Origin of the sequence: Paraburkholderia sartisoli (assembly GCF_900107685.1) — a bacterium.
In the GTDB taxonomy this organism is placed as follows: domain Bacteria; phylum Pseudomonadota; class Gammaproteobacteria; order Burkholderiales; family Burkholderiaceae; genus Paraburkholderia; species Paraburkholderia sartisoli.
In genome coordinates this window covers 67,774-94,009 of sequence record NZ_FNRQ01000003.1, presented here as the reverse complement: position 1 = coordinate 94,009, position 26,236 = coordinate 67,774, and the positions used below count along the sequence as shown (strand labels likewise).

Sequence of the window (26,236 nt, the reverse complement as noted above, 5' to 3'; positions counted from 1 at the left end):
CAGTGAAGCGATAAGGCTCACGACGAGCAGCTGACTTCGAGCGAACTCGCCCAGTCGGGCGGCAGCGCCGCGTACGCTTCGTTTTCAGGTTGTTCGTCGAACGGACGGCGCAGCACCGCCGCCAGTCGCTCGACTTCGGAGAAGTCCTTTTCTTTCGCCTTGCGGATCGCGGTTTCCGCAAGGTGATTGCGAAGTACGAATTTGGGGTTCACCCGGTTCATTGCAATGGCCCGCGACGCGTCATCGCGTGTTTCGTGCGCAAGCCGCGTCCGGTAGCCGGCGGCCCACGTGTCGAACGCCGCGCGGTCGAGGAACAGGTCGCGTACGGGCGCGTCGCCGCTCGCATCGCGCTTCGACAGACGCGCGAGGTGACGGAACGTTAGTGTGAAGTCCGCGCGGTTCGCGTGCATGATTTCAAACAGGCTGTTAGCCAGCTGGTCATCGCCGGGTTGCGCGGTTTCGAGCCCGAGCTTCTCGCGCATGCGGCGCTCGAGCGCCGGCGCGAAGCGCTCCTTGAAGCCTTCGAGCACGCGCTGCGCGTCCTGCACCGCGCGCTCGCCGCGCACGCTTTCCTCGTAACGTCCGCCGAAGAGCGGCAGCAGGCCCTGCGCGAGACAGAAGAGGTTCCAGTACGCGATCTGCGGTTGCATCCGGTACGCGTAGCGGCCCTGGTTGTCGGAGTGATTGCAGATGTAGTTCGCATCGAACGCATCCATGAAACCGAACGGGCCGTAGTCGATCGTGAGACCCAGGATCGACATGTTGTCCGTGTTCATCACGCCGTGGCAAAAACCGACCGCCTGCCATTCCACCATCAGGTCGGCCGTCGAGCGGACCGCTTCGCCGAGAAGCGCGAGATACGGGTCGTCGGCCTCCTTTAACGCGGGATAGAAACGCTCGATCACGTGATCAGCGAGCGAGCGCAACGCGTCGACGCGATCGTTCGAGTAGAAATGCTCGAAGTGACCAAAGCGCACGAAGCTTGGCGCAACGCGCGTGACGACCGCGGCCGTTTCCACTTCTTCTCGCCGCACCGGTTGATCGGAGCCGATCACGCAGAGCGCGCGCGTCGTCGGGATGCCGAGGTGATGCATCGCTTCCGAACACAGATATTCGCGGATCGACGAGCGCAGCACCGCGCGGCCGTCGCCCATGCGTGAATAGGGCGTGCGGCCGCCGCCTTTCAGTTGCAGTTCGAGACGCGTGCCGTCGTGTTCGACCTCGCCGAGACCGAGCGCGCGGCCGTCGCCCAGCTGGCCCGCCCACACGCCGAACTGATGGCCAGAATAGACCGTCGCATAGGGCAGCGCCTGCGCGGGCCAGTCGCGCGTCGTGTTGCCCGAGAAGAATTCGGCGAACGTCGGATCCTGTGCGATCGAAGAATCGAAACCGAGCAGCGCGGCGGTTTCAGCGGAAAACCCGACCACATGGGGTGCGGGCAGCGGTGCGGCCGGCAGCCGGGTCAGGAACGTGGTGCCGAGCTGTGCAAACGAACCCGCGCGCTGGTTGCCGATTGTGCCGGCCAAAGCCGACATTGACGCCGACAGACCCGCATTGCTTGGGGAAAACGACATATTGAGCGCCTCATGTTTAACCGATATTGTAAGTCCGCGCCCGCGGGCCTGCAGGACGGCCGCCAGCGGCCGCGCGGGGCGCATCCAGGCGCACCCCGGGGCTGCACCTTTCACGGACCATGGCGAGGAGACAACACCGATGACAACGCCGCTGCTGGGACAGATGATGGATGTGCCGCTCACCGTGTCCTCGTTGATCACGCACGCGGCACGGCACTTCGGCGGCGTGGAGATCGTGTCGCGACGTATCGAGGGCGACATGCACCGCTACACGTATCGCGATTGCGAGAAGCGCGCGAAGCAGCTGGCGCAGGCGCTGATCGCGCTCGGCGTGGCGCCGGGCGAGCGCATCGGCACGCTCGCCTGGAACGGCTACCGGCATCTCGAGGCGTATTACGGCGTCGCCGGTTTCGGCGCGGTGTGCCACACGATCAACCCGCGGCTCTTTCCGGAGCAGATCGCGTGGATCATCAACGACGCGCAGGATCGTTACGTGCTCTTCGACACGACGTTCGCGCCGCTCGTCGATATTCTCGCGCCGCAGTGTCCGCATGTGCGCGGCTGGATCGCGCTCGCCGACGAAGCGCATCTGCCGAAGATGCAGACCGCGCTGCCGGTGCCGCTTCTCAGCTACGAAACCCTGATCGCGGCCCACGACGGCGCGTTCGACTGGCCGCGCATCGAGGAAAGCCAGGCTTCGTATCTGTGCTACACGTCCGGCACGACCGGCAATCCGAAGGGCGCGCTGTACTCGCACCGCTCGACGGTGCTGCATGCGTTCGGCGCGTCGCTGCCGGATGCGATGAGCCTCTCCGCGCGCGACTCCGTGCTGCCCGTCGTGCCGATGTTCCATGTGAACGCATGGGGAATTCCGCACGCCGCGCCGCTGACGGGCGCGAAGATCGTCTTCCCCGGCAAGGATCTCGACGGCAAGTCGCTCTTCGAACTGATGGAAGCCGAGGGCGTCACGTATTCAGCCGGCGTGCCGACCGTGTGGCTCGGCCTGCTCAACTATCTGAAAGAAGCACAGGTGCGCTTCACGACGCTCAGGCGCACCGTGATCGGCGGCTCGGCGTGCCCGCCCGCGATGTTGCGGATGTTCGAGGACGACTACGGCGTCGAGGTGATCCACGCGTGGGGCATGACCGAGATGTCGCCGCTCGGCACGCTCTCGAAGCTGACATGGGAACAGTCGCGGCGAGCACCCGACGAGCAGCGCAAGCTGCGCGAGAAGCAGGGCCACGTGATGTACGGCGTCGACATGAAGATCGTCGGCGAGGACGGCAACGAACTGCCGTGGGATGGTATCGCGTTCGGCGACCTGCACGTGCGCGGGCCGTGGGTGATCCAGCGCTACTACCAGAAGGACGAATCGCCGCTGGTCGACGGCTGGTTTCCCACCGGCGACGTCGCGACGATCGACCCCGACAGCTTCCTGCACATCACCGACCGCAGCAAGGACGTGATCAAGTCGGGCGGCGAGTGGATCAGTTCGATCGATCTGGAGAACGTCGCGATCGCGCATCCGGCGGTAGCCGAAGCGGCGTGCATTGCCTGCGCGCATCCGAAGTGGACCGAGCGGCCGCTGCTCGTGATCGTGAAGCGTCCGGGCATGGACATCACGCGCGAGGAACTGCTCGCGTTCTATGAAGGCAAGGTCGCGAAGTGGTGGATTCCCGACGACGTCGCGTTCGTCGACGAACTGCCGCACACCGCGACCGGCAAGCTCCAGAAGCTCAAGCTGCGCCAACAGTTCCGCACGCACATCCTGCCCTCGGCGCTCGATGTTCCGCATTGTCCCTTCCCCGAACCGTCCTGACGACAGACGCACCTTCCGAAACGGTACGCGACGCGGGTATCTACGGGCAAACCCCGTGTCGCAATAAATTGAACGAGCGTGCTTTTTTGTGTATTCTGCTCCTGATCCTGGAATATCGGACAATGAGTTCGACAACACGTCGGGCAATGAGCCGGCAGGCAATTTTCGCGCAGCCAGGCGCATGGAGGCAGGCACATGGCAGTGGATTACACAACCCGTGACGGCGTCGCCGTCATCACGCTCAACAACCCGCCGGTTAACGGTCTCGGTCTCCCGACACGGGCCGGTATCGTCGAAGGCATCGAACGCGCGCTGAACGACGCGTCGATTACCGCGATCGTGCTGGCGGGCGCCGGCAAGGCGTTTTCCGGCGGTGCGGACATCACCGAATTCAACACGCCGAAAGCGACGCAGGAACCGACGCTCGCCACGGTCATCAAGGTCGTCGAGGGCAGCACGAAGCCGGTCGTCGCCGCGATTCACAGCGTCGCGATGGGCGGCGGTCTGGAACTCGCGCTCGGCACGCATTACCGTCTCGCCGCGCCGGGCGCGCAGATCGCGCTGCCCGAAGTGAAGCTCGGCATCCTGCCGGGCGCGGGCGGCACGCAGCGTCTGCCGCGCGCCATCGGCCTCGAAGCCGCGCTCAACATGATCGTGTCGGGCGCACCGGTCATGTCGGAAAAGCTCGCGGGCACGGGGCTCTTCGATGAGGTCGTCGAAGGCGACCTGCTCGAAGCCGCGATTGCGTTCGCACGCAAGGTCGGCGCGCAGGCCGGCCCGCATCCGCGCGTGCGCGACCGCAAGATCGAGCATCCGAACGCCGAAGGGTTCATCCAGTTCGCGCGCAATGGCGTCGCGGGTGCGGCAAAGAATTTCCCCGCGCCGCACAAGTGCATCGACGCAATCGAAGCCGGCGTGAAAAACGGCTTCGACAAGGGCCTCGCGTTCGAGCGCGAATGCTTTGTGTCGCTCGTGCAGACGCCGGAAAGCCATGCGCTGCGTCATGCGTTCTTCGGTGAACGTGCTGCCAGCAAGATTCCCGATGTGCCTTCCGACACGCCGGTTCGCGACATCCGCCAGGTCGCCGTGATCGGCGCCGGCACGATGGGCGGCGGCATCGCGATGAACTTCGTCAACGCGGGTTTGCCGGTCACGCTGCTGGAAACGAAGCAGGAAGCGCTCGATCGCGGCGTCGCGACGATTCGCAAGAACTACGGAGGCACCGTCAAGAAAGGCAAGCTCACGCCCGAGGCGCTCGAACAGCGCATGGCGCTGATCACGCCGACGCTTTCTTACGAGGACCTCGGCAACGCCGACCTGATCATCGAAGCCGTGTTCGAGGAACTCGGCGTGAAAGAGCAGGTGTTCAAGCGTCTCGACGAAGTGGCAAAACAAGGCGCGATCCTCGCATCGAACACGTCGACGCTCGATCTGAACAGGATCGCCGCCTTCACGAAGCGTCCGCGGGACGTGGTCGGCATGCACTTCTTCAGCCCGGCCAACGTGATGAAGCTGCTCGAAGTGGTGCGCGGCAAGGACACGTCCAAAGACGTGCTCGCCACCGTCATGAAGATCGCGAAGAAGATCAGGAAGACCGCCGTGGTCTCGGGCGTGTGCGATGGCTTCATCGGCAACCGGATGATCGAGCAGTACATCCGTCAGGCGCTCTTCATGCTCGAAGAAGGCGCGCTACCGGCGCAGGTCGACCGCGCGATCGAAAAGTTCGGCTTCGCGATGGGTCCGTTCCGCATGAGCGATCTGGCGGGCAACGACATCGGCTGGGCGATCCGCAAGCGCCGCTATCTGGAACACCCGGAGATGCATTACTCGAAGATCGCGGACCGTCTGTGCGAGACGGGGCGCTTCGGCCAGAAGACGGGTGGCGGCTGGTATGACTACAAGGCGGGCGACCGCACCGCGCATCCGTCGAAGTTCGTCGAGGAAATGATCGCCTCGTTCTCGAAGGACGTGGGCGCGGAGCGCCGCAAGATCAGCGACGAGGAAATCGTCGAGCGTCTGGTGTTCGCGCTCGTGAACGAAGGCGCGAAGATTCTCGAAGAAGGCATCGCGTCGAAGGCGTCGGATATCGACATGGTCTATCTGACCGGCTACGGCTTCCCGCTGTGGCGCGGCGGTCCGATGCTGTATGCGGACACCGTCGGCCTCTACAACGTCGAGCGCGCGATTCGCCGCTACGCTTCGCGCCCGAACGGCGACGCGTGGCAGATCGCGCCGGGCATTGTCGAGCTCGCCGCGAAAGGACGCGGTTTTAACGGCTGAACGCGACACGTCAAGCGGAGAACGGAATGAAGGGCGCGGACGCAGTGTTGCTCGTGGTCGACGTGCAGAACGATTTCATGCCTGGCGGCGCACTGGCCGTCGCGCATGGAGACGAGGTCGTGCCGGTGGTGAACCGGCTCGCCCGCGCGTTCAGCCACGTCGTGCTGACGCAGGACTGGCATCCCGCTTCACATGTCTCGTTCGCCGCGAATCACGCGGGCCGCACGCCGTTCGAAACGATGACGCTGCCGTATGGCGAACAGGTGCTGTGGCCCGTGCATTGCGTGCAGAACACGCCGGGCGCGGCGCTCCATCGCGATCTCGATGTGCCGCACGCGCGGCTCGTGATCCGCAAGGGGCATCACGTCGACGTCGACAGCTACTCGGCCTTTCTCGAAGCCGATCGCACGACGCCGACCGGCCTCGCGGGTTATCTGCGCGACACGGGCGTGAAGCGCATTTATTGCTGTGGCCTCGCGACGGATTATTGCGTCGCGTGGTCCGCGCTCGATGCGCGTGCCGCTGGATTCGACGTCGCGGTAATCGAGGACGCATCCCGCGCAATCGATCTGAATGGTTCGCTCGACGCCGCCTGGCGCGATCTGCACAACGCGGGGGTAACCCGCATGCAGGCCGCCGCGCTGCTTGCCTGAGGCCGGGCCGGCCTCGCGAACCGCAAACAAACACTGGAAGCAGGAGACTTGCATGACTGACGCCGTAATCGTATCGACCGCCCGCACGGGTCTTGCCAAATCGTGGCGCGGCGGCTTCAACATGACGCACGGCGCGACGCTGGGCGGCCACGCGACGCAGGCCGCCGTCGAGCGCGCGACAATCGACCCGGCGCGCGTCGAGGACGTGATCATGGGCTGCGCCAATCCCGAAGGCGCGACGGGCGGCAACATCGCGCGCCAGATCGCACTACGCGCCGGCCTGCCGGTCAGCGTGCCGGGCATGACGGTGAACCGCTTCTGTTCGTCGGGCCTGCAGACGATCGCACTCGCCGCGCAACGCGTGATCGCGGGCGAAGGCGACGTGTTCGTCGCGGGTGGCGTGGAATCCATCTCGTGCGTGCAGAACGAAATGAACCGCCACATGCTGGCCGAAGGCTGGCTCAGCAAAAACAAGCCGGAAATCTACTGGTCGATGTTGCAGACCGCCGAAAACGTCGCGAAGCGCTATTCGATTTCGAAGGCGCGTCAGGACGAATACGGCGTGCAGTCGCAGCAGCGTGCCGCGGCCGCGCTCGAAGCCGGCCGCTTCAAGGACGAAATCGTGCCGATGACGGTGCTTGCGGGCGTCGCCGACAAGGCAACCGGCCGTGTGGTCACGAAGGAAGTCACGGTTTCCGCCGACGAGGGCATTCGCGCCGACACGACGCTCGAAGGCGTGTCGAAGATCCGCACGGCGATGCCGGGCGGCGTGATCACGGCTGGCAACGCGAGCCAGTTTTCCGATGGCGCATCGGCGTGCGTGGTGATGAACGCGAAGGTCGCGGAGCGCGAAGGGCTGCAGCCGCTCGGTATTTTCCGCGGCTTCGCGGTGGCCGGTTGCGAGCCGGATGAAATGGGCATCGGCCCGGTGTTCGCGGTGCCGAAACTGCTGAAGCAGGCTGGCCTCAAGGTCGGCGACATCGACCTGTGGGAGTTGAACGAAGCGTTCGCGGTGCAGGTGCTGTACTGCGCCGACACGCTCGGCATCCCGATGGACCGCCTGAACGTAAACGGCGGCGCGATCGCGGTCGGCCACCCGTACGGCGTGTCCGGTGCGCGTTTGACCGGGCATGCGCTGATCGAAGGCAAGCGGCGCGGCGCGAAGCTGGTCGTCGTGACGATGTGCATCGGCGGCGGGCAGGGCGCGGCGGGTTTGTTCGAAGTCGTTTGATGCAACGAGGGCGAGTGACGGCGTGGGTTTGCGCCGTCACTCGTATCAGGCCCGCATTTGCGCGCGTTTCGAATTATTTTTTAATTTCAGCGGAATTACGTTCCGGGCGAGCCTGCTAGGCTGGCAGGCACCATAGTGGAGAAACTGTGTTCCCGTTTTTCCATTCGACCCTTACGCAATGGACCCGCCATGAAAATCTCGATCGCGATGGCTGCCTACAAGGGGGAACGTTTCTTGCGCGAGCAGCTGGACAGCATCGCTCGCCAGACGCTCCTTCCATACGAACTGGTCATCACCGACGACAGCCCGGACAGCGGTACCGCCGATATCGCGCTGGATTTCGCGCATCGCGTGCCGTTTCCAGTGCGCGTCGTGCGCAATGCCGAACGTCTCGGCTTTCACGCGAATTTTTTCAAGGCGATCTCGCTGTGCGATGGCGATTTCGTCGCGTTTTGCGACCAGGACGACGTCTGGGCCGACAACAAGCTCGAACGCGTCGCGCGTGAATTCGCGGACCCGGAGGTCATGCTGGTGGTTCACGGCGTGAAAGTGGTGAACGGCGAGCTGGACGAACGCGACGACAACACGGCGAGCCACTGGTCGTATCGCGGCGTCCATGATCCGCTGACGACGAACCCGTGGTACGTGCTGTTCGGCATGTCGACGGTCGTGCGGCGCGCGATCTACGATTACATCGACTGGCGCGAGCGCCCGGAGCATCCGATCGATCCAGGCTTTCCGATGTCGCACGACACGTGGGCGTGGTTCGTCGCGACGTCGCTCGGCAAGATCTCGGCGATCGACGATGCGCTCGTGCTGTACCGCCAGCACGGCGCGAATAGTTGCGGCGTCGCGCCGGATCGCGACGTCGGCGCAAAGGTCAAGATGTCGAAGGCGGCGGGCGCCACGCATTACCGGCGCATGGCGAACGCCGCGTTTGGGCGCGCCGACAAGATGCGCGACGTCTCGCGCGATGCGCCGCTGCCGGTTCGCGAGCGCGCCGCGGCTGCCGCGCGCTACTACCGCGCGCTCGGCGAGCGCCTCGGCCGGCGCGCCGGTTTGTACGGCGCGGCAACCTCGACGGTCCGCCGCGCGTGTACGGTCGCGCGGCTGCTGGTGTCTGGCGCGTACCGTCCGTTGGACCACGGCGGCCTCGGGCATCGCGCGTTGCTGAAAGACGTGCATGCGACGGTATTTCGCGTCAGCATCGAGTGAGCTGGCTTTCAAGGGCGTATCAGGCGGTTTTCGTGCGTCGGTCACCGGTCACGCGAGATTGCGACCAGGACAGGCCGTTATTTTGATAGGCTTGAGCGTTTCAACTCAAGCAAGGTGAAACCGTGATCCGTCATATTGTGATGTGGAAGCTGAAAGATTCCGCCGAGGGCGCGAGCCGCGACGAAAACGCGCTGAAACTCAAGGAAAAACTCGAAGGCTGCCGCGATATCGTGCCGGGCATCCTGAGCCTCGAAGTCGGTATCGCGAAGCCCGGCCTCGAATCGACGTATGACGTCGTGCTCATTTCCGATTTCGCCGACAAGGCCGCGCTCGACGCCTATCAGGTTCACCCCACGCACGAGGCGCTGAAGGGCTTCGTCGGCGCGGTGCGCGAAGCGCGTCAATGCGTCGATTTTGTCCTGTGACGCGCGGCGATGACTGACGCAGGCAAACCCGGCGGCGAAGCGCCGGCGCACGCCGCGCCGATGATCGAAAGTCCGTTTGTCGATCATCTCGGCGCGAAGCTGGTCTCGGCGGTGGACGGCGTGAGCGAAGTGGTGCTGCCGCTGCAACCGCAGTTGCTGAACACGTGGGACGTCGCGCACGGCGGCGTCACCATGACGCTCGCCGACGTGGCGCTGGCGATGGCCGCGCGCAGCGTGGCGGGTGACGGCGTCGGCGTCGTCACGGTCGAGATGAAAGTGAACTTCATGCAGCCGGGCCGGGGCGAGCTGCGCGCCACCGGCCGCGTGCTGCACCGCTCGACCACCATGGCGTATTGCGAAGGCGAAATCCGCGACACCGAAGGTCACTTCGTCGCGAAAGCACTCGGCACGTTCAAATACATGCGCCGTCTCGCGGTGGGCCGCGACGTGAAGCAGCAACGCATGCGCAGCGATCCGACGGCGACGCCGGGTCCAAGCGACGGCTGAGCCTGGCGCTTCGTCGCGCAGGTCCAGACACATCGACACATACCTATTACGGAGACACCCCTCATGGCTGAAGTCAATCGTCAGATTCTGCTCGCGTCCCGGCCGCAGGGTGCGGCTTCCGTGGACAATTTCCGGCTCGTCGAAACGCCGCTGAAGCCGCTCGCGGATGGCGAAGTGCGCGTGCGCAATCACTACCTGTCGCTCGATCCGTACATGCGCGGCCGCATGAACGACAGCAAGTCGTACGCACAGCCGCAACCGCTCGACGAGGTGATGATCGGCGGCACGGTGGGCGAGGTGGTGGAATCGAAGCACCCGGGTTTCGCGGCGGGCGACAAGGTCGTCGGGATGTTCGGCTGGCAGGAATTCGGCACCTCCGACGGCAAGGGTATCCAGAAAGTCGATATCACGCATGTGCCGCTTTCCGCGTATCTCGGACCGGTCGGCATGCCGGGCGTGACGGCGTGGTACGGGCTCAACAGGATCATCGCGCCGAAAGCGGGTGAAACGGTCGTCGTCAGCGCGGCGAGCGGGGCGGTCGGCAGCGTCGTCGGGCAACTCGCGAAGCTCGCGGGCTGTCGCGCGGTGGGCATTGCCGGCGGCGAGACGAAATGCCGTTACGTCGTCGAGACACTGGGCTTCGATGCATGCGTCGATTACAAGGCTGGCAACCTGTACAAGGACCTGAAAGCGGTCACGCCGGATGGCGTCGACGGCTACTTCGAAAACGTCGGTGGCGAAGTGCTCGACGTGACGCTCGCGCGGATGAACGCGTTTGGGCGCATCGCGCTGTGCGGGATGATCGCCGGCTACGACGGCCAGCCCATGCCGCTCAAACAGCCGGCGCTGCTGCTCACGCAACGGCTGCTCGTGCAGGGCTTTATCGTCAGCGAACATATGGACGTGTGGCCGCAGGCGCTGAAGCAGCTCGGCACGCTCGTCGCGCAGAAGCAGTTGCACTACCGCGAGAGCATCGCACAGGGGCTCGAAAACGCACCGGAAGCGTTTCTCGGCATGCTGAAGGGCAGGAACTTCGGCAAGCAGCTCGTCAAGCTGATCTGACCAGACATTGCAGCAGGCGGGCCCGCCCGCGTGACGGATCGGCGCGGACCCACACGATAAAAACGCGAGGAGAACAATGTTTCAGTTCGATGGAAAAGTCGCCGTGATCACGGGCGCGGCGAGTGGATTTGGCCGCGCGTTCGCGCGGAAGGGCGCGGCGCTCGGCATGAAGCTCGTGCTGGCCGACGTCGATGCGAACGCGCTGGCGCAGACGGTCGACGCGCTGCGTGCCGACGGCGCCGATGCGATCGGCGTGCGCACCGATGTGTCCGATCCGTCGCAGGTCGAGGCGCTCGCGATGGCCGCGCTCGATGCGTTCGGCAAGGTGCATCTGCTGTTCAACAACGCGGGCGTGGGCGCAGGCGGTTTTGTGTGGGAAAACAGCGCGAACGACTGGGCATGGGTCTTCAACGTGAACGTGATGGGGGTCGCGCACGGCGTGCGCGTCTTCACGCCGATCATGCTGCGCCAGGACGAGCCGGCGCATATCGTCAACACGGCTTCGGTCGCGGGGCTGCTGTCGCCGCCCGCGATGGGCGTGTACAACGCGTCGAAGCACGCAGTGGTGTCGCTGACCGAGACGCTCTATCACGACCTCAAGCTCACGGGCGGGCAGGTCGGATGCTCGTTGCTGTGCCCGGCGTTCGTGCCGACCGGCATCGCCGATGCGGAACGCACGCGTCCCGACACGCTGCGCAACGACGCCGCGCCGACGCGCTCGCAACTCGCCGCCGACAAACAACTGCATCGCGCGGTGCAGTCGGGCAAGCGGACCGCGGCCGACGTCGCCGACCTCACGTTCGAAGGCATCGCCGCGGGACGCTTCTATCTGCTCACGCATCCGGGCATTCTCGACACCGTGCGCCTGCGTCACGAAGATATCGAGCAGCAGCGCAATCCGACCGATCCGTTGTCGCTGAAGCCCGAAGTGAAGCACGTGGACTGAGCATCGCGGCGTCACGCAAAAGCCCCAGCGGCGGCTTCATGGCATCATACGGCGCTCATTTCCCGAGAGCGGCGCACGTGCGCCGCGTTGACGTCCGATGCCGCTGAATCCGAAGGTCAAGCAAGTGCTTGAGATGATCGCGAAGGCGAAACGCCCCGAGTACCACACGCTCACGCCGCAGCAGGCGCGCGCTTCCTACGAACGCAGCGCGCCGATTCTCGAGATCGCGAGCGCGCCGATGTTCAGCGTCGAAGACCTCGCGGTGCCGGTGCGCGACGGCGCGTCGATTCGCGCGCGTCTCTACTATCCCGTCGAGCCGGTGTGGGCTGAACCCGCGCCGGCGCTCGTCTACTTTCACGGTGGCGGCTTTACCGTCGGCAGCGTCGATACGCATGACGCGCTGTGCCGCATGCTCGCGCGCGACGGGCGATGCATCGTGATGTCGGTCGATTACCGGCTCGCGCCTGAATATCGCTTCCCGACCGCGGTGAACGATGCGTTCGATGCGCTCACGTGGCTACATGTCAACGCGGCGGTGTATGGCGTCGATCCCGAACGGATGGCCGTCGGCGGCGACAGCGCGGGCGGCACGCTCGCGACCGTCAGCGCCGTGCTGGCGCGCGACGCCGGTATCCAGCTCGCGCTTCAACTCCTGATTTATCCCGGCACGACCGGTCATCAACAGACCGCTTCGCATGCGCGGCTCGCGAACGGTTTTCTGCTGTCGGGCGAAACGATCCAGTGGTTTTTCGAACTGTACGTGCGCGATGCCGCCGATCGTGACGACTGGCGTTTCGCGCCGCTCGACGGACACGAGGGCTACGGCCATTCGCACACCGGTCCGGATTTTCATGGCGTAGCGCCCGCGTGGATCGCGACCGCGCAATACGATCCGCTCAGCGACGAAGGCGTGGCCTATGCCGACAAACTGCGCGCCGCGGGCAACGTCGTCACGCTGAAAATCTACGCGGGCATGATCCACGAGTTCTTCAAGATGGGCGGCTTCGTGCCGGATGTGGCCACGGCGCATGCCGATGCGGCTTTGGCGCTACGGCATGTGTTCGGCGTGGAGGATGACTGACGCGGCGGCGCAAGCAGCGCGATCTAGCCGGTGATGTCGAACGTATAAGCGCGCTCGAAATCGCCGGGCCGCGTGATACGGTGCGAGCCGTTGTCGTCGCTGCGCTCGATGGCTTCGACTGTCAGCGTATTGCTGGCGACGCTCACCCGTAACGCGGTCGTCCCGCGCGTGCCGTACTCGGGCGTGTCGATAAACGCCGCCGACAGCGCGCGTTCGCGTTCCAGCGGAATGCCCGTCGAAGGCAGTTCGTCATCGCGGGCGAGGCGCGGGTCGCGCATCATCCCGATCAGTTGCGCGAGCGGCGGCGCCTGTCCGTCTTCTACGAACGCCGCGAGTTCAGCACGCTTTTTCACGAGTTTCGGCCAGCGGGTGTCGAGCACCGCATTCGAAATGCCGTGCGTGCCGGCTTCGAGCAGCACGGGTGCGGCGTCCGAACGATTGCAGTACCAGCCAAGTTCGCGCCGCGCAAAATCGCCGACCAGCAGGTTAAAGCCGTTGTAGATATCGCCGGCGCGCGCGACCTGCCGCAGGTAATCCAGCGGCGCGCCGCGCTCGCCGGGCGTGCCGGACAGCCAGTCGCTGACGAGCGCGCCGCGCGTCGGCGCATCGGGGCGCATTTCGTGCGGCGCGCGATAGTTGGTGAGCGCGGCGAACCGGCCATCGCGGGTGACGCCCAGCCACGTGCCGCCGCCGACGAGATCGCGTCCCGCCAGCAGGCCGGGCACATCCGCCCACCATTGCATCGGATCGGCGGTGCGGCGCAGGAATTCGTCACGATTCGCGGCGAGCGTGAAAAGCGCGCCGGTCGATGCCTGCGGGCGCCAGTCGAAGACGATCAGACACATGTGCGTGCCGCCTTGAGCCCGTCCCGGCAAACCGGTGCCAACCGGGTCGTGGCGGCCAACGCGTCAGACCTCGACCGGCAGCGAATACGGCAGCGGCAGGATTCTCAACGCCGGGCCGTCGGCGGCGCCGAGATGCACCGAGCCGCCTTCGAGCGCGGTGAGCTTGAGCTCGACCAGCACGTCGACGCCGCCTTCAGGCGCCGACGCCGCGTTGACCACCATGCCGCACGGCTGGCCCGGATCGCCGGAATGGAACAGCTCCGCGCCCGGCGCGACGGCCGCGAGCTCGCCCGCGACATTGGCGAGCGACGTACGGCGCTTGATCGTGCCGCGATACTGGCTGCGCGCGACGACTTCCTGTCCCGGGTAGCAGCCCTTGCGGAAATTGACGCCGCCGAGCACGTCGAAATTGACCATCTGCGGCACGAACTGCTCGACCACCGGCTGCGTGATGCGCGGTTCGCCCGCGCGGATATCGAGCCAGTCCCACACGGCCGGCGACACGCGTGTGAGCTTTTCCTCGAGCGCGGGCAGGCGCGCCTCGACCTCGGCCTTCGGACCGATCCACAGATAGCGCAGGCGTCCGGCCGCATCCGGCACGTGGATCAGCGAACCCAGCGGGCCATCGACCTTCACGTGTACGCCGTCGGGAATCGCGTCGAACACGCGCGAAAGCGCCGGGCGCACATCGCCCGCAAAACCGATGACTGCCAGTTCGGCGGTCGCGTCGGTGAGCTTCGCCTTGGCGCGCAGCACGAACATCGACAGCCGTTTCTGCACGGCCGCCTGGATATCGCGCGAAATCAAGAGACGCACGGTGTCGCCGCAGCGCCACGTCAGGAACGACGCCAGCAGCCGGCCCTTCGGCGAGCAGTAACCCGACAGGCGCGCGTTCGCGGCGTCGAGATGCTGGGTGTCGTTGGTGAGCTGGCCGTGCAGGAACGTGGCGGCGTCGTCGCCGGTGGCGTCGATCACACCGAACTGCGTGAGCGGCATGAACGCGCCGCCCGTGAGCACGGCGTCGAAGTCAGCGGCGGCGGGACGCGGAAACGAAACGGGCGCGGGGGAAGCAGGAGCGGCCGGAGCCGTTGCCGGCGTACCCGGCGTGGAGGCGAGCGGTGCAGTCATGGATTCGCGGTCGAAGTCAATTCTGACTTTAGCTTAGGCAAGCAAGTATTATATGGGGTCCACCCCAGCCACGTTACGCATGTCCCTTTTGAAGAAATGTTTCATCGCCGGCGTTATCCTCGTTGCGCTGGTGGCAGCCGCTATCGCCGGCACCTGGCACTGGGCCACGACACCGATCGATCTCAGCACCCCACAACTCGACGTCACGATCAAGCCGCATAGCAGCCTGCGCAGCGTCACGGGCCAGCTCAATCGCGGCGGTGTGCCGGTCGAGCCTGAACTCTTCGTGCTGATGACCCGCGTGCTGGGCCTGCAAAGCCAGCTGAAGTCCGGCAACTATGAGTTCAAGACCGGCATCACGCCTTATGACGTGCTGCAGAAGATCGCGCGCGGCGACGTCAACGAATATGTCGCGACGATCATCGAAGGCTGGACGTTCCGCCACATGCGCGCCGAACTCGACGCGAATCCCGCGCTGAAGCACGACACGGCGGGCATGACCGATGCCGACCTGATGACGGCGATCGGCGCGCCGGAAGCGTCGGTTGGCAACGGCGAAGGGCTCTTTTTCCCGGACACCTACCTGTTCGACAAAAATACGAGCGACCTCGAGGTGTACCGCCGCGCGTACCGTCTGATGAAGTTGCGGCTCGACGAAGCCTGGAGCACGCGTGCCGCGGGCCTGCCGTTCAAGACGCCGTACGAGGCGCTGACGATGGCGTCGATCATCGAAAAGGAAACCGGCAGGGCGTCCGACCGGCCGATGGTCGCGGCGGTGTTCGCGAACCGGCTGAAGGTCGGCATGCCGTTGCAGACCGACCCGACGGTGATCTACGGCCTTGGCGACAATTACGCGGGGCGCCTGAAGAAGCGCGATCTGCAAACCGACACTCCCTACAATACCTATACGCGCAGGGGCCTGCCGCCCACGCCGATCGCGCTGCCCGGGGTGGCGTCTTTGCAGGCCGCGATGAACCCGGCGCAAACTACGGCGCTGTACTTCGTGTCGCGCGGCGACGGCAGCAGCATCTTTTCTGACACGCTCGACGCCCACAACAAGGCCGTCGACAAATACATCCGGGGTCAATGATGGCGCGGGGCAAATTCATTACGTTCGAGGGCATAGACGGCGCCGGCAAGACGACGCACCTCGCATGGTTCCGCGACCGGCTGTCGGAGAAGGTTGCCGCGAGCGGGCGGGAGGTGGTCATGACGCGTGAGCCGGGCGGCACGAAGCTCGGCGAGGCGCTACGGGACATTCTGCTGCACCAGCCGATGGACCTCGAAACCGAGGCGCTCCTGATGTTCGCCGCGCGCCGGGAACACCTGGCCGAAGTGATCGAGCCCGCGCTCGCGCGCGGCGACTGGGTGCTTTCCGACCGTTTCACCGACGCCACCTTTGCCTACCAGGGCGGCGGCCGCGGCCTGCCGCGCGACAAGCTCGAAGCGCTGGAGCGCTGGGTGCAGGGCGGTTTCCAGCCGGATCTGACGGTGCTCTTCGACATTCCGGCCGATACCGCCAGCGAGCGCCGCAGCGCCGCGCGGGAGCCGGACCGCTTCGAGAGCGAATCCGAGGCGTTTTTCAACCGCACGCGCGCCGAATACCTGCGCCGGGTGGAAGAAGCGCCGTATCGTTTCGCGGTAATCGACTCCACGCAAAGCATTCCGCGAATTCAGATTAAGCTTGAAGAATTGATTGCAAGTATTTGAATTTAAACAAATATAATTGTAAATTATATTGCTGCCCAATGTTCGCAATCCACGCGAGCAGACGATGCTAACTGATTGAACATAAAGATAAACCATGATCTATCCGTGGCAAACCGATGACTGGAACCGCCTGCAACAGCTGCGCGCGCACTGGCCGCATGCGCTGCTGCTTCACGGGCAAGGCGGCATCGGCAAGCTGCGGTTCGCGCAGCATCTCGCGCAAGGGTTGCTGTGCGAGGCGCCGCTCGCGAACGGCGAGCCGTGCGGCACGTGCGTGGCGTGCAACTGGCTCACGCAGGGCAATCATCCGGACTACCGGATCGTGCTGCCCGAGGCGCTCGCCGCCGAAGCTGGCTTCGCGGCCGCCGCGTCCGACGAAGCCAAACCCGACAAGGCCGACGCCGACGAGGGCAAGAAGACCCGCGCGCCCAGCAAGGAAATCAAAATCGAACAGGTGCGCGCGTTGCTGGATTTCACCGGCGTCGGTTCGCATCGCGGCGGTGCGCGCGTGGTCGTGCTGTATCCGGCCGAAGCGCTGAACGTCGCGGCCGCGAACGCGTTGCTGAAAACGCTCGAGGAACCGCCGGCCGGCGTTGTGTTCCTGATGGTTTCGGCGCGCGTCGACCGCCTGCTGCCGACCATCATCAGCCGCTGCCGCCAGTGGCCGATGACCACGCCCGCGCCGGACGTCGCGACGGCCTGGCTCGCGCAGCAGGGCGTCGACGACGCGCCCGCGCTGCTCGCCGAAGCCGGCGGCGCGCCGCTCACCGCGCTCGCGCTGGCGAGCGACGAGAGCCGCGCGCTGCGCGACTGGACGCTGAAGCAACTGGCCGCCGGCCCGAACTGCGACGCCTTCGCGTGCGGCGAGACGCTGCAGAAGCTGCCGGTGCCGCTCGTGCTCGGCTGGCTGCAACGCTGGCTGTACGATCTGCTGGCACAGCGCACGGCGGGCGCGCCGCGCTATTTCCCGGCCGCGTCGGCGGCGCTCGCGCGGTGCGCCGGCGCCGTCGATGCCAACGCGTTCGCGCGGTTCCAGAAAACGGTGACGCGCCAGCGCGCCGTCGAGAACCATCCGCTCAACGCGCGCCTCGTGTTCGAAGAACTCTTTCTGGGCTATCGCGACCTGTTTGCGTAGTCATGATCACCCGGTCAATTCGACTGCATTTCCTTCTTTCAAGCTGCCAGAATCATGAGTCTTCTGTACCGCGACGCCACGTTCGATGACCTGCCCGCCATCGTTGCCATCTACAACTCGACGGTGCCGTCGCGCCAGGTCACGGCCGATCTGGAACCGGTGAGCATCGAGAGCCGGCACGCGTGGTTTCACGCGCACGGGCCGAACGCGCGCCCGCTGTGGGTGGTCGAGGAAGCCGGCCGCGTGATCGCGTGGCTCAGCTTTTCGGACTTCTACGGCCGGCCGGCGTACTCGCGCACCGCCGAAGTCAGCATCTATCTGGACGAAGCCGCGCGCGGCAAGGGCCTCGGCAAGAAGCTGCTGACCGCCGCGCTGGAAGCCGCGCCAGCGCTGAAGATCGACACCGTGCTCGGCTTTGTGTTCGGCCACAATGAGCCGAGCATGCGGCTTTTCCACAGCTTCGGCTTCACCGACTGGGGGACGCTGCCGCGCGTCGCGGTGCTGGACGGCGTCGAGCGCGATCTCGTGATCCTCGGCCGCCGGCTCGATCATGCGGCCTGAGTGCCGGGTTTAAACCCACGCTTAAACCCGCGTTAAACGCCCACGCTGAACGCCGCGCCCACCGTCAACCCGCAGGACATCACCATGTTTGTCGACTCGCACTGCCACATCAACTTCGAAGGCCTCGCCGACCGTCTGCCGCAGGTTCTCGAAAACATGCGCGCGCATTCGGTGACGCACGCGCTGTGCGTCTCCGTCGACCTCGAAACGCTGCCTTCGGTGCTCGAGATCGCGCGCACGTACGACAACGTCTACGCGTCGGTCGGCGTGCATCCGGATCACGAGGACATGCGCGAGCCGACGCTCGCCGAACTGGTCGAGCTGGCGGCGCATCCGAAGGTCGTCGCGATTGGCGAGACCGGGCTCGACTACTATCGCCTCGAAGGCCGCTCGATCGACGACATGGCGTGGCAGCGCGAGCGTTTTCGCACGCATATCCGCGCCGCGCATGCGACGATGAAGCCGCTCATCATCCACACGCGCTCGTCGTGGGAAGACACGCTGCGCATCATGGAAGAGGAAAACGCGCGTGTCCCGGGCGGCGTGATGCACTGCTTCACGGAGCCGTGGCACGTCGCCGAAAAGGCGCTCGCGCAGAATTTTTACGTGTCGCTCTCCGGCATCGTCACGTTCAAGAGCGCGACCGAGGTTCAGGACGTCGCGCGCCGCATGCCGCTCGACCGTTTGCTGATCGAAACCGATTCGCCGTACCTCGCGCCCGTGCCGTATCGCGGCAAGCCCAATGAACCTGCGTACGTAAGTTATGTCGGACGCTTCATCGCGCAGCAACGCGACATGGCCGAAGCCGATCTCGCCGCCGCGACGACCCAGAATTTTTTCCGTCTGTTCAGGATTCCCCAAGCGGCATCCGTCTGACGAAAAAATTCATACTGATCAAATGGATAGGGACGTTTCCTAAAGCAATCTATGAAAAATATTCCGACGCAGTCATCGACCCACGGCGACGCAGCTCATACATCGGCGGGCTACCGCGCGCACGCCGCCGTGCGGCGCGGCGTGGCGCGCCTCGCGCTCGCGGGCGGTTTCGCCTGCATGGCGTTCGGTGCGCTGCCGGCTCAGGCCGCGCCCGCCGATACGATGATCAAGGCCGTCAAGTTCGACGACGTGAAGGAAGTCCAGAAGCAGCTTTCGCAGGGCATGGATCCGAACATGACCGACGACCAGGGCATGCCGCTGCTGGTGCTCGCCGCCCGCGAGAAGTCGGACCAGGTCGGTCAGGCGCTCGTCGACAATCCGAAGACCAACGTCGAGATCGTCGACAAGGCAGGCGAAAACGCGATGATGCTGGCCGCGCTGAACGGCGATATGGACTTCGTGAAGCTGTTGATCGCCAAGGGCGCCGAGGTCAACAAGAAGGGCTGGACGCCGCTGCATTACGCCGCCGCGAACGGCCACGACGACATCGTCACGCTGCTGATCAGGTATTCGGCCTACATCGACGCCGGCTCGCCGAACGGCACGACACCGCTGATGATGGCCGCGCGCGGCGGTCATGTCTCGACGGCGAAGCTGCTGCTCGACGCCGGCGCGGACATCAACGTGAAGAACCAGATCGGCCTGAATGCGCTCGACTTCGCGAAGCAGTACAAGGAGCCGGACACGGTCAAGGGACTGACGGCGCGCATGGAACAGATGCAGAAGAAGCAGGCCGGCAGCGCCCCAGCAGCGCAGTAAAACAGTGCAAAATAGCAGCCTTGGCGCGGCGGCCGGTGCCGCGCCGATCCGAAGCGGCCTGCAAAGACTCGACCGCTCGATGCTGCTCCTCAAACCGCTCACATAAAAGGGATACCATGCTGCGGGTTTTGATTTGCGCGGGCGCGCTGGCCGTACCGCTGTCGGCAGCCGCGTTCACGGGGGGAGACCTCAACAAGTTGTGCACGAAGACCGACGTTGCGTCGCGCAGCGCGTGTGCGGCCTATATCGAGGGCGCCGCGGACGGCGTCTTCAACACCATCGACGCGATCGGCGGCACGACCGGGCCGCGTGTCGGCCAGTACTTCTGTTTGCCGCAGGATGCGCGTTCGGCGCAACTGACCGACGCCGTGCGCAAATACATCGCGGACAACCCAATGGTCGCGGGCTACAACGCGAGCACCGCGGTTTCGCTCGGGCTCGGCAAGGCGTTTCCCTGCAAGATGGGCGGTTGAACGGGCGGCCGGATTGTCCTGGACGCCCGCCCGGGTCTCCATTGACCGTCGACCGCCGTCCGTCGATCGCCGCCTGATGTAGCGGGCCGCGCATCTCGCGCCGCAAGCCTTACGCGTCACGCGAGATCCACCTGCCGTGCCTCGCGCGGTAATCCGGCGCGTTTTCGGGTGCCGCATCAACAGGGAGGACCGGATCTATGGGCCGCTTGATCGTCGTATCGAATCGCGTGGCGACGCCGACTGAAACGAAGGGATCGGCAGGCGGGCTGGCCGTCGGGGTCTTCGGCGCGCTGAAGGACGCCGGCGGCGTGTGGTTCGGCTGGAGCGGCGACGTCGTGAGCGAAACCGTTGCGAACGCGGGCCCGACGCTCGTAACCGATGACGCGGTCACGTTCGCGACCGTCGGCCTCACGCGCAAGGACTACGACCAGTACTACCGGGGGTTTTCGAACGCGACGCTGTGGCCGGTTTTCCACTATCGCAACGATCTCGCGCGCTACGAGCGCGAGGAATACGCGGGCTACCGGCGCGTCAATTCATGGCTCGCGCACAAGCTCATCAAGCTGCTGCAACCCGACGACGTCATCTGGGTTCACGACTACCACCTGATCCCGTTCGCCGAAGCGCTGCGCTCCGAAGGCGTGACGAACCGTATCGGCTTCTTCCTGCATATCCCGTTTCCCGCGCCGCAGATCCTGCTCAACATTCCGCCGCACGAAGAACTCGTGAAGTCGCTGTGCTGCTACGACCTGCTGGGCTTTCAGACCGACACCGACGAGCTCGCGTTTCACGATTACATCACGCGCCACGCGCGCGGCACCGTGACGGAGGGCAACCGCGTCGAAGCGTTCGGCCGCAAGCTGCGCACCGGCGTATACCGCATCGGCGTGTTCCCCGATGAGATCGCGGAGCAGGCCAAACGCTACGAGAGCCGTCAGCACGTGCTCGACCTGAAGCAGAGCCTCGAGGGGCGCAAGCTCATCATGAGCGTCGACCGCCTCGATTATTCGAAGGGGCTGGTCGAGCGCTTCAAGTCGTTCGAGCAGTTGCTGGAGCGCTCGCCGGAATGGCGCGGCAACGTCACGCTCGTGCAGATCGCGCCGCCCACGCGCTCGGACGTCGCGACGTATCAGCAGATCCGGCAAGACCTCGAATACGAAGCAGGGCGCATCAACGGCCGCTATTCCGGGCTCGACTACACGCCGATCCGCTATCTGAACCAGCAGTACGACCGCTGGAAGCTGATGTCGCTGTTCCGCGAGTCGCAGATCGGTTTTGTCACGCCGCTGCACGACGGCATGAACCTCGTCGCCAAGGAATACGTCGCCGCGCAGAATCCGGACGATCCCGGCGTGCTCGTGCTGTCGATGTTCGCGGGGGCGGCGGCGGAGCTGACCGGCTCGGTGATCGTCAATCCGCACGATTCGGTCGGCATGTGCGAGGCGCTGCAGCGCGCGCTGGGCATGCCGCTCGATGAACGCAAGCGCCGTCATGAGACGAACATGGCCGCGTTGCGCAAGAACGATCTTGGCAAATGGCGCGATTCGTTTCTGCGCGACCTGCGCAGCGTGCCGGCCAGCGAGGCCACGCGCCGGTCGAAGCGGTGATGGGGGCGCGCTTGATCCGGGTGCCCGGCCATGCTGATGACGTGCTGCGATCGTCGGGTGCCGTTGCTGGTTGCTGGTTGCTGGTTGCCGGTCAAGGCGAAAGCGTCGCCGCAAACGCCCGCCGGCGAATGTTTCGCGACTGTAACAGCGCCGAGCAATTGAAATAGCGGCGGTTTTCATGCCCGAAATACCCAATAATCAGGATATTCGCGTCGATGAATGCATTGATCGCACGGATGCGCGCTGGCATACTCGGGCGCCGCTGACGCCCGTGGCCGTGGGAAATACCCGGCCCGTTTCAGCAAATACCTTGCATGGGACCCGAGTAAGTGCTTTGCACTAACTCTGGTCGACCGCAACAATTTGCATGGGACCAGAGTAAGTGCTTTGCACCAACTCTGGTCGACAGGAGACACACACAATGAGAATTGCGCAGATCGCCCCCCTCACCGAATCGGTGCCCCCCAAGCTCTACGGCGGCACGGAGCGCGTCGTGTCGTACATCACCGAGGCGCTCGTCGAACTCGGCCATGACGTCACGCTGTTCGCGAGCGGCGACTCGGTCACGAGCGCGAAGCTCGAAGCCGTCTGGCCGCGCGCATTGCGGCTCGACCCGGGTATCCGCGACCGCATCGCGCCACACATGCTGCTGATGGAACTGGTGCGCCGTCAGGCCGACGAGTTCGATGTGCTGCACTTCCACATGGACTACTACTCGTTCTCGGTGTTCAAGCGCCAGGAAACGCCGTTCGTGACCACGATGCACGGCCGTCTCGATCTGCCCGAACAGCAACCGGTGTTTGACACGTTCAACACCGCGCCCGTGATCTCGATCTCGGACGCGCAGCGCGCGCCGCTGCCGCAGGCGAAATGGCTGACCACCGTCTATCACGGCCTGCCCGAAAATCTCTATACGCCGCAGCCGGTCGAGCAGGAATATCTCGCGTTTCTGGGGCGAATTTCGCCGGAAAAACGCGTCGATACCGCGATCCGGATCGCGGGCCACTGCGGCATGAAAATCCGTATCGCCGCGAAGGTCGACGCCGCCGACCGCGAGTATTTCGAGCGCGACATCAAGCCGTTGCTCGCGCAACCTCATGTCGAATTCATCGGCGAAATCGCCGATGGCGAGAAGGCGGGTTTTCTGTCGGGGGCGCACGCGCTGCTGTTCCCGATCGACTGGCCGGAGCCGTTTGGTCTCGTGATGATCGAGGCGATGGCCTGCGGCACGCCGGTGATCGCGTTCAATCGCGGCTCGGTGCCGGAAGTGCTGGACGACGGCGTGTCAGGCTTTATCGTCGAAGATGAAATCGGCGCGGTGGCCGCCGTGAACCGTCTGCACAAGCTACCGCGTGCGGGCGTGCGCAAGCGCTTTGAAGAACGCTTCACGTCGCACCGGATGGCGCAGCAGTACGTCGAGGCGTATCAGGCGGTGATTCGCGCGCAGAAGCGTTCGCGCTTCAAGGTGATCGACACGTCGTCGAGCTGAAGCGACAGGTTCAGCGGAATTCAGGGGGATGGCGGCAGGTTTCAGCGGCGCATGCCCCGGCGCGCACGCCGGGGCATGGCATAACGGACAAGACTAGATCTTCAGACGGGATACCTTCGTGCCGGCGATCGAGACGTCGCCCATCAAACCGGCATTGGTCAGGATGAACACCTCGACCGGCGCCGTAGCCGTGGTGGTGTCGATGGCGCCGTTCGCGCCCATCTTCACGAGCGCGACCGATGCGTCGCCACCCGCGGACCAGCCATCCGAGTTACGGAATTTGTCCAGCGCATCCTGCGTCATGAACAGGAAGATGATGGCCTTCGACTGCGCGCCGGCCTGCAGGCCAAACGACCCCGACACCGTGCTGTAGTACCCGACCGTGCCGCCGCCCACGCGCAGCGAGCCTTCGCCATACTGGCCACCCACGATGAAGCCAGCCTGGATGACAGACGGGAACACCAGGATGCCACGGGACTTCGACACCAGTTCCCGCGAACCGGCCACCGTGGAATAAAGGCGTGAAATGGTGCCATCGACGCTGGCGTCAATCGACTGGCGCTTCGACGCATTGGTCGCCGCGGAATCCGGCTTGTTTCCCGTCGTTGTACAGCCCGTGATTGCAAGGCTTCCGAAAGCGAGCGCAGCGGTAGTCTTCAGAATGAAGTTTCGTCTTTGCATCGTTTTTCTCCGTCGTGGTTCTGGGTACAAACTCATTGGTGAGTCGGATTGCCTGTTCAGTTATATCACACGGAACCCGAAAGATCGCGCTGGCCGGATCGCGAAAGCCCTTATGGTGCGGGCCTTTGCGCGTGGTCATGAGCGTGGCGTTGTAATTATGACCGATGCTGCGACGCGAAAAATCCCTCGAATAAACAACACGCGATGCGATCCGGATACCGCCATCCTTTCCATCTGACATCCTGTTCCGGCCACATGCGGTGACGCTCCCGCCGGTCATTTTTTCCACTTTTTTCGCGTCGCAGCGAGCAGGCCACGGGGCCGCCGAAAGTGTTGCTGGAAAGCCGCAGCCGGCGCCGGTGATCAGTGACCGGCGGTGCCCTTGACGGGCGGTGGCGGGCGGCGAAGCGCGCGGCGCACGCCGCCAATGAGCACGCCGATCACAAAGAGCGTGGCGGCCGGCACTACCCAGTAGCCGACGAACGCATGCCACAGGTAACTCGCAAGCGTGCTTTTGCGCACGGCGTATTCGTCGATGGCCAGTTGCTGACGGGGTGCATTGGCGCTCAGCACGTCGGCGGGACAGCCGGCCGCGCGCGCGTCGTCGGGTATGCCGTGGCAGTGCGCCGGGGCACCGGCGGCGCGTTGCGCGTCGGTGAACTGCCAGGTGGTGAGTGCGGTGTTGAGGTCGACGGCGTTGTAGGCCATCTCCTCGCGAATCTCGTTGACCGCGACGATCGCCACCGGCACCGCCCAGAAGACGATGACGACGAGCCAGCGCCTGAGCCAGCGATTCTTGTGTCTCCCAACCATTCTTGCCTCCGTTCCATGCTCTTCGGCATCAACGACAAGATGGCGGCCCTGCTGCTTATGTTTGTGGGTACCCGGGCCGTCTCCGCAGCCATCATAGAAGAAAACGGCGTGGCGCGGCGAACCCGATGCGCAAACGGGGAGAGCGCCAGGAATAAAGGCAGGAAACGTGGATGGCGGTGCGGGTGATGCATGCCGCGTGCATCGTCGGACGCGGCATGCAGGTGTCACGCCGGGCTGCTAAAAGCCATGGAAGAAGACATGGCCTTACCGGCTGTTAAAGCGGGCTGTTAAAGCGCGAAGCTCAAGGCAGGCGCTTCAACGCGCGACGCGATGCGATGTATCGCGTCGCGCGTCATGCTCAGCCCTTGTTGCTAAGACAGCTCTTCATGAACGCCTTGCGGTCGTCGCCTTTCTTGCCGGTTGCCTGCGTGTTGCAGGCGGTCATTTTCTGCTGCTGCGTCATCGGCGCGGAAGCGGCGACCGGGGCGCTGGCCGACAGGCAGCTCTTCATGAACGCCTTGCGGTCATCGCCTTTCTTGTCGGCCGCCTGCTTGTTGCAGACGGTCATCTTCGACTGCTGGCTGTTGTCGGCGAACGCGAGGGGCGAGGCGAGCATGCCGCCGAGGATGAGCGCAGCGATAGCGGACTGGATCTTCATGGGACACTCCATCGTTGTTGAACGTTGTTGGTGGTCGTGCGAGCGGGCGTCGAAAGATCCATGGCCCATCGCCGTTACCATTATGGCAAAGCTGTCCGTCAAAACGAATAAAACCATAATACGGTTGACAGGTGCGCCGTAAGGTTCTTCCCTGATACCGGCGAAGCACCGGCGCGCATTGTCGCGCAGCAGTACGTCTTTTCGCTGTTTCATTGGCACATGGATACACAGACACGGAGGCGGGACCATGCACTATCTGTTGATGTACGACGTATCGGCGGACTATCTGGCGCGGCGCGGTGAGTATCGCGACGAACATCTGCGCTACGCGTGGGCCGCGGTCGAGCGCGGCGAACTGCTGCTCGCGGGTGCGCTTGCCGATCCCGTCGACGGCGCGATCCTGCTCTTCGAGGCGGATTCGCCCGCGGTTCCCGAAGCGTTCGCGCTGTCGGACCCTTACGTGCGCGAGGGACTCGTTACACACTGGCGCGTGCGGCCGTGGACGACCGTCGTCGGAGAACGTGCGAGCTCTCCGGTACGTTAAGCGCATTTGCATGCGGATGTATTGAATGTCTGCGCATCATCGTCGATTGTGTAGGTCACGATCACGACAATTCCGTGAAGACGGAGGGTGAAACAACGCCGCGA

Annotated in this window: 27 protein-coding genes; 20 read left to right on the top strand and 7 right to left on the bottom strand. The window is 64.7% G+C overall.

What is annotated here, in order from left to right:
* Positions 1-17: 17 nt before the first annotated feature.
* Positions 18-1,574: a protein adenylyltransferase SelO gene (locus BLV45_RS11720; protein ID WP_090533068.1), complete on the bottom strand. Its 1,557-nt coding sequence runs from the start codon at positions 1,572-1,574 to the stop codon at positions 18-20.
* A gap of 139 nt (positions 1,575-1,713) precedes the next feature.
* On the opposite strand from BLV45_RS11720, the gene BLV45_RS11715 reads away from it, so the two are divergent.
* From BLV45_RS11715 to BLV45_RS11670, 10 genes are all read left to right on the top strand, one after another.
* The gene (locus BLV45_RS11715) at positions 1,714-3,393 is read left to right on the top strand and encodes a 3-(methylthio)propionyl-CoA ligase (RefSeq protein WP_090533066.1); all 1,680 of its coding nucleotides are present in this window, start codon (positions 1,714-1,716) and stop codon (positions 3,391-3,393) included.
* 195 nt (positions 3,394-3,588) lie between these two features.
* A complete protein-coding gene (locus BLV45_RS11710; protein ID WP_090533064.1) occupies positions 3,589-5,673 on the top strand; it encodes a 3-hydroxyacyl-CoA dehydrogenase NAD-binding domain-containing protein in 2,085 nt (694 codons plus the stop codon).
* Positions 5,674-5,699: 26 nt separating this feature from the next.
* On the top strand, positions 5,700-6,326 hold the full coding sequence (gene pncA, locus BLV45_RS11705) for a bifunctional nicotinamidase/pyrazinamidase (protein WP_090533062.1): 627 nt from the start codon (positions 5,700-5,702) through the stop codon (positions 6,324-6,326).
* A 52-nt stretch (positions 6,327-6,378) separates the two neighbouring features.
* Positions 6,379-7,557, top strand: a complete 1,179-nt coding sequence (locus tag BLV45_RS11700) for an acetyl-CoA C-acyltransferase (RefSeq protein ID WP_090533060.1) — start codon at positions 6,379-6,381, stop codon at positions 7,555-7,557.
* Between the two features lie 189 nt (positions 7,558-7,746).
* Complete coding sequence (locus tag BLV45_RS11695; RefSeq protein WP_090533058.1) at positions 7,747-8,772, top strand: glycosyltransferase; 1,026 nt, start codon at positions 7,747-7,749, stop codon at positions 8,770-8,772.
* 122 nt (positions 8,773-8,894) lie between these two features.
* On the top strand, positions 8,895-9,197 hold the full coding sequence (locus BLV45_RS11690) for a Dabb family protein (protein WP_090533056.1): 303 nt from the start codon (positions 8,895-8,897) through the stop codon (positions 9,195-9,197).
* A gap of 9 nt (positions 9,198-9,206) precedes the next feature.
* Complete coding sequence (locus BLV45_RS11685; RefSeq protein ID WP_176954142.1) at positions 9,207-9,704, top strand: PaaI family thioesterase; 498 nt, start codon at positions 9,207-9,209, stop codon at positions 9,702-9,704.
* A 63-nt stretch (positions 9,705-9,767) separates the two neighbouring features.
* Positions 9,768-10,766, top strand: coding sequence for an NADP-dependent oxidoreductase (locus BLV45_RS11680; protein WP_090533054.1), 999 nt, complete (start codon positions 9,768-9,770; stop codon positions 10,764-10,766).
* A gap of 76 nt (positions 10,767-10,842) precedes the next feature.
* On the top strand, positions 10,843-11,712 hold the full coding sequence (locus BLV45_RS11675; RefSeq protein ID WP_090533052.1) for an SDR family oxidoreductase: 870 nt from the start codon (positions 10,843-10,845) through the stop codon (positions 11,710-11,712).
* 97 nt (positions 11,713-11,809) lie between these two features.
* Positions 11,810-12,793: an alpha/beta hydrolase gene (locus BLV45_RS11670; protein ID WP_090533050.1), complete on the top strand. Its 984-nt coding sequence runs from the start codon at positions 11,810-11,812 to the stop codon at positions 12,791-12,793.
* A gap of 23 nt (positions 12,794-12,816) precedes the next feature.
* On the opposite strand, the gene BLV45_RS11665 is transcribed toward BLV45_RS11670, so the two are convergent.
* Together BLV45_RS11665 and ygfZ are read right to left on the bottom strand one after the other, a co-directional pair.
* Entirely contained in the window at positions 12,817-13,638 is an 822-nt protein-coding gene (locus tag BLV45_RS11665) for an NRDE family protein (protein WP_090533045.1), read from the bottom strand.
* Positions 13,639-13,701: 63 nt separating this feature from the next.
* Positions 13,702-14,766 (bottom strand): CAF17-like 4Fe-4S cluster assembly/insertion protein YgfZ, encoded by a 1,065-nt coding sequence (ygfZ, locus tag BLV45_RS11660; protein WP_090533043.1) that lies wholly within the window; start codon positions 14,764-14,766, stop codon positions 13,702-13,704.
* Positions 14,767-14,845: 79 nt separating this feature from the next.
* On the opposite strand from ygfZ, the gene mltG reads away from it, so the two are divergent.
* The 8 genes from mltG (at position 14,846) to otsA (ending at position 21,947) form a co-directional block, all read left to right on the top strand.
* On the top strand, positions 14,846-15,856 hold the full coding sequence (mltG, locus tag BLV45_RS11655) for an endolytic transglycosylase MltG (RefSeq protein WP_090533041.1): 1,011 nt from the start codon (positions 14,846-14,848) through the stop codon (positions 15,854-15,856).
* Complete coding sequence (tmk, locus tag BLV45_RS11650) at positions 15,856-16,476, top strand: dTMP kinase (RefSeq protein ID WP_090533039.1); 621 nt, start codon at positions 15,856-15,858, stop codon at positions 16,474-16,476. The genes mltG and tmk overlap by 1 nt, the downstream gene beginning before the upstream one ends.
* 94 nt (positions 16,477-16,570) lie before the next feature.
* A complete protein-coding gene (locus BLV45_RS11645; protein ID WP_090533038.1) occupies positions 16,571-17,611 on the top strand; it encodes a DNA polymerase III subunit delta' in 1,041 nt (346 codons plus the stop codon).
* Between the two features lie 54 nt (positions 17,612-17,665).
* Positions 17,666-18,172, top strand: a complete 507-nt coding sequence (locus BLV45_RS11640) for a GNAT family N-acetyltransferase (RefSeq protein ID WP_090533035.1) — start codon at positions 17,666-17,668, stop codon at positions 18,170-18,172.
* An 84-nt stretch (positions 18,173-18,256) separates the two neighbouring features.
* On the top strand, positions 18,257-19,048 hold the full coding sequence (locus BLV45_RS11635; RefSeq protein ID WP_090533032.1) for a TatD family hydrolase: 792 nt from the start codon (positions 18,257-18,259) through the stop codon (positions 19,046-19,048).
* 51 nt (positions 19,049-19,099) lie between these two features.
* Positions 19,100-19,867, top strand: a complete 768-nt coding sequence (locus BLV45_RS11630) for an ankyrin repeat domain-containing protein (protein WP_090533029.1) — start codon at positions 19,100-19,102, stop codon at positions 19,865-19,867.
* A gap of 116 nt (positions 19,868-19,983) precedes the next feature.
* A complete protein-coding gene (locus tag BLV45_RS11625; RefSeq protein WP_090533027.1) occupies positions 19,984-20,340 on the top strand; it encodes a Rap1a/Tai family immunity protein in 357 nt (118 codons plus the stop codon).
* A 197-nt stretch (positions 20,341-20,537) separates the two neighbouring features.
* On the top strand, positions 20,538-21,947 hold the full coding sequence (otsA, locus tag BLV45_RS11620; protein WP_090533024.1) for an alpha,alpha-trehalose-phosphate synthase (UDP-forming): 1,410 nt from the start codon (positions 20,538-20,540) through the stop codon (positions 21,945-21,947).
* Positions 21,948-22,038: 91 nt separating this feature from the next.
* Here otsA and BLV45_RS27510 read toward each other — a convergent pair whose 3' ends face one another.
* Positions 22,039-22,197, bottom strand: coding sequence for a hypothetical protein (locus tag BLV45_RS27510; RefSeq protein WP_176954141.1), 159 nt, complete (start codon positions 22,195-22,197; stop codon positions 22,039-22,041).
* Positions 22,198-22,368: 171 nt separating this feature from the next.
* Between BLV45_RS27510 and BLV45_RS11615 the strand changes: the two genes are divergently transcribed.
* The gene (locus BLV45_RS11615) at positions 22,369-23,436 is read left to right on the top strand and encodes a glycosyltransferase family 4 protein (RefSeq protein ID WP_090533022.1); all 1,068 of its coding nucleotides are present in this window, start codon (positions 22,369-22,371) and stop codon (positions 23,434-23,436) included.
* A 93-nt stretch (positions 23,437-23,529) separates the two neighbouring features.
* Here the strand turns inward: BLV45_RS11615 and BLV45_RS11610 are convergent, their stop codons facing one another.
* The 3 genes from BLV45_RS11610 to BLV45_RS11600 all read right to left on the bottom strand — a co-directional run bounded on the left by BLV45_RS11610 (position 23,530) and on the right by BLV45_RS11600 (position 25,588).
* On the bottom strand, positions 23,530-24,117 hold the full coding sequence (locus BLV45_RS11610; protein ID WP_090533020.1) for a BPSL1445 family SYLF domain-containing lipoprotein: 588 nt from the start codon (positions 24,115-24,117) through the stop codon (positions 23,530-23,532).
* Positions 24,118-24,480: 363 nt separating this feature from the next.
* Positions 24,481-24,930 carry a hypothetical protein gene (locus BLV45_RS11605; protein ID WP_090533018.1) on the bottom strand — a complete coding sequence of 150 codons (450 nt, stop codon included), beginning with the start codon at positions 24,928-24,930 and terminating at the stop codon, positions 24,481-24,483.
* 358 nt (positions 24,931-25,288) lie between these two features.
* Positions 25,289-25,588 carry a PsiF family protein gene (locus BLV45_RS11600; RefSeq protein ID WP_090533016.1) on the bottom strand — a complete coding sequence of 100 codons (300 nt, stop codon included), beginning with the start codon at positions 25,586-25,588 and terminating at the stop codon, positions 25,289-25,291.
* 247 nt (positions 25,589-25,835) lie between these two features.
* Between BLV45_RS11600 and BLV45_RS11595 the strand changes: the two genes are divergently transcribed.
* Positions 25,836-26,132: a YciI-like protein gene (locus BLV45_RS11595; protein ID WP_090533014.1), complete on the top strand. Its 297-nt coding sequence runs from the start codon at positions 25,836-25,838 to the stop codon at positions 26,130-26,132.
* Positions 26,133-26,236: the final 104 nt, after the last annotated feature.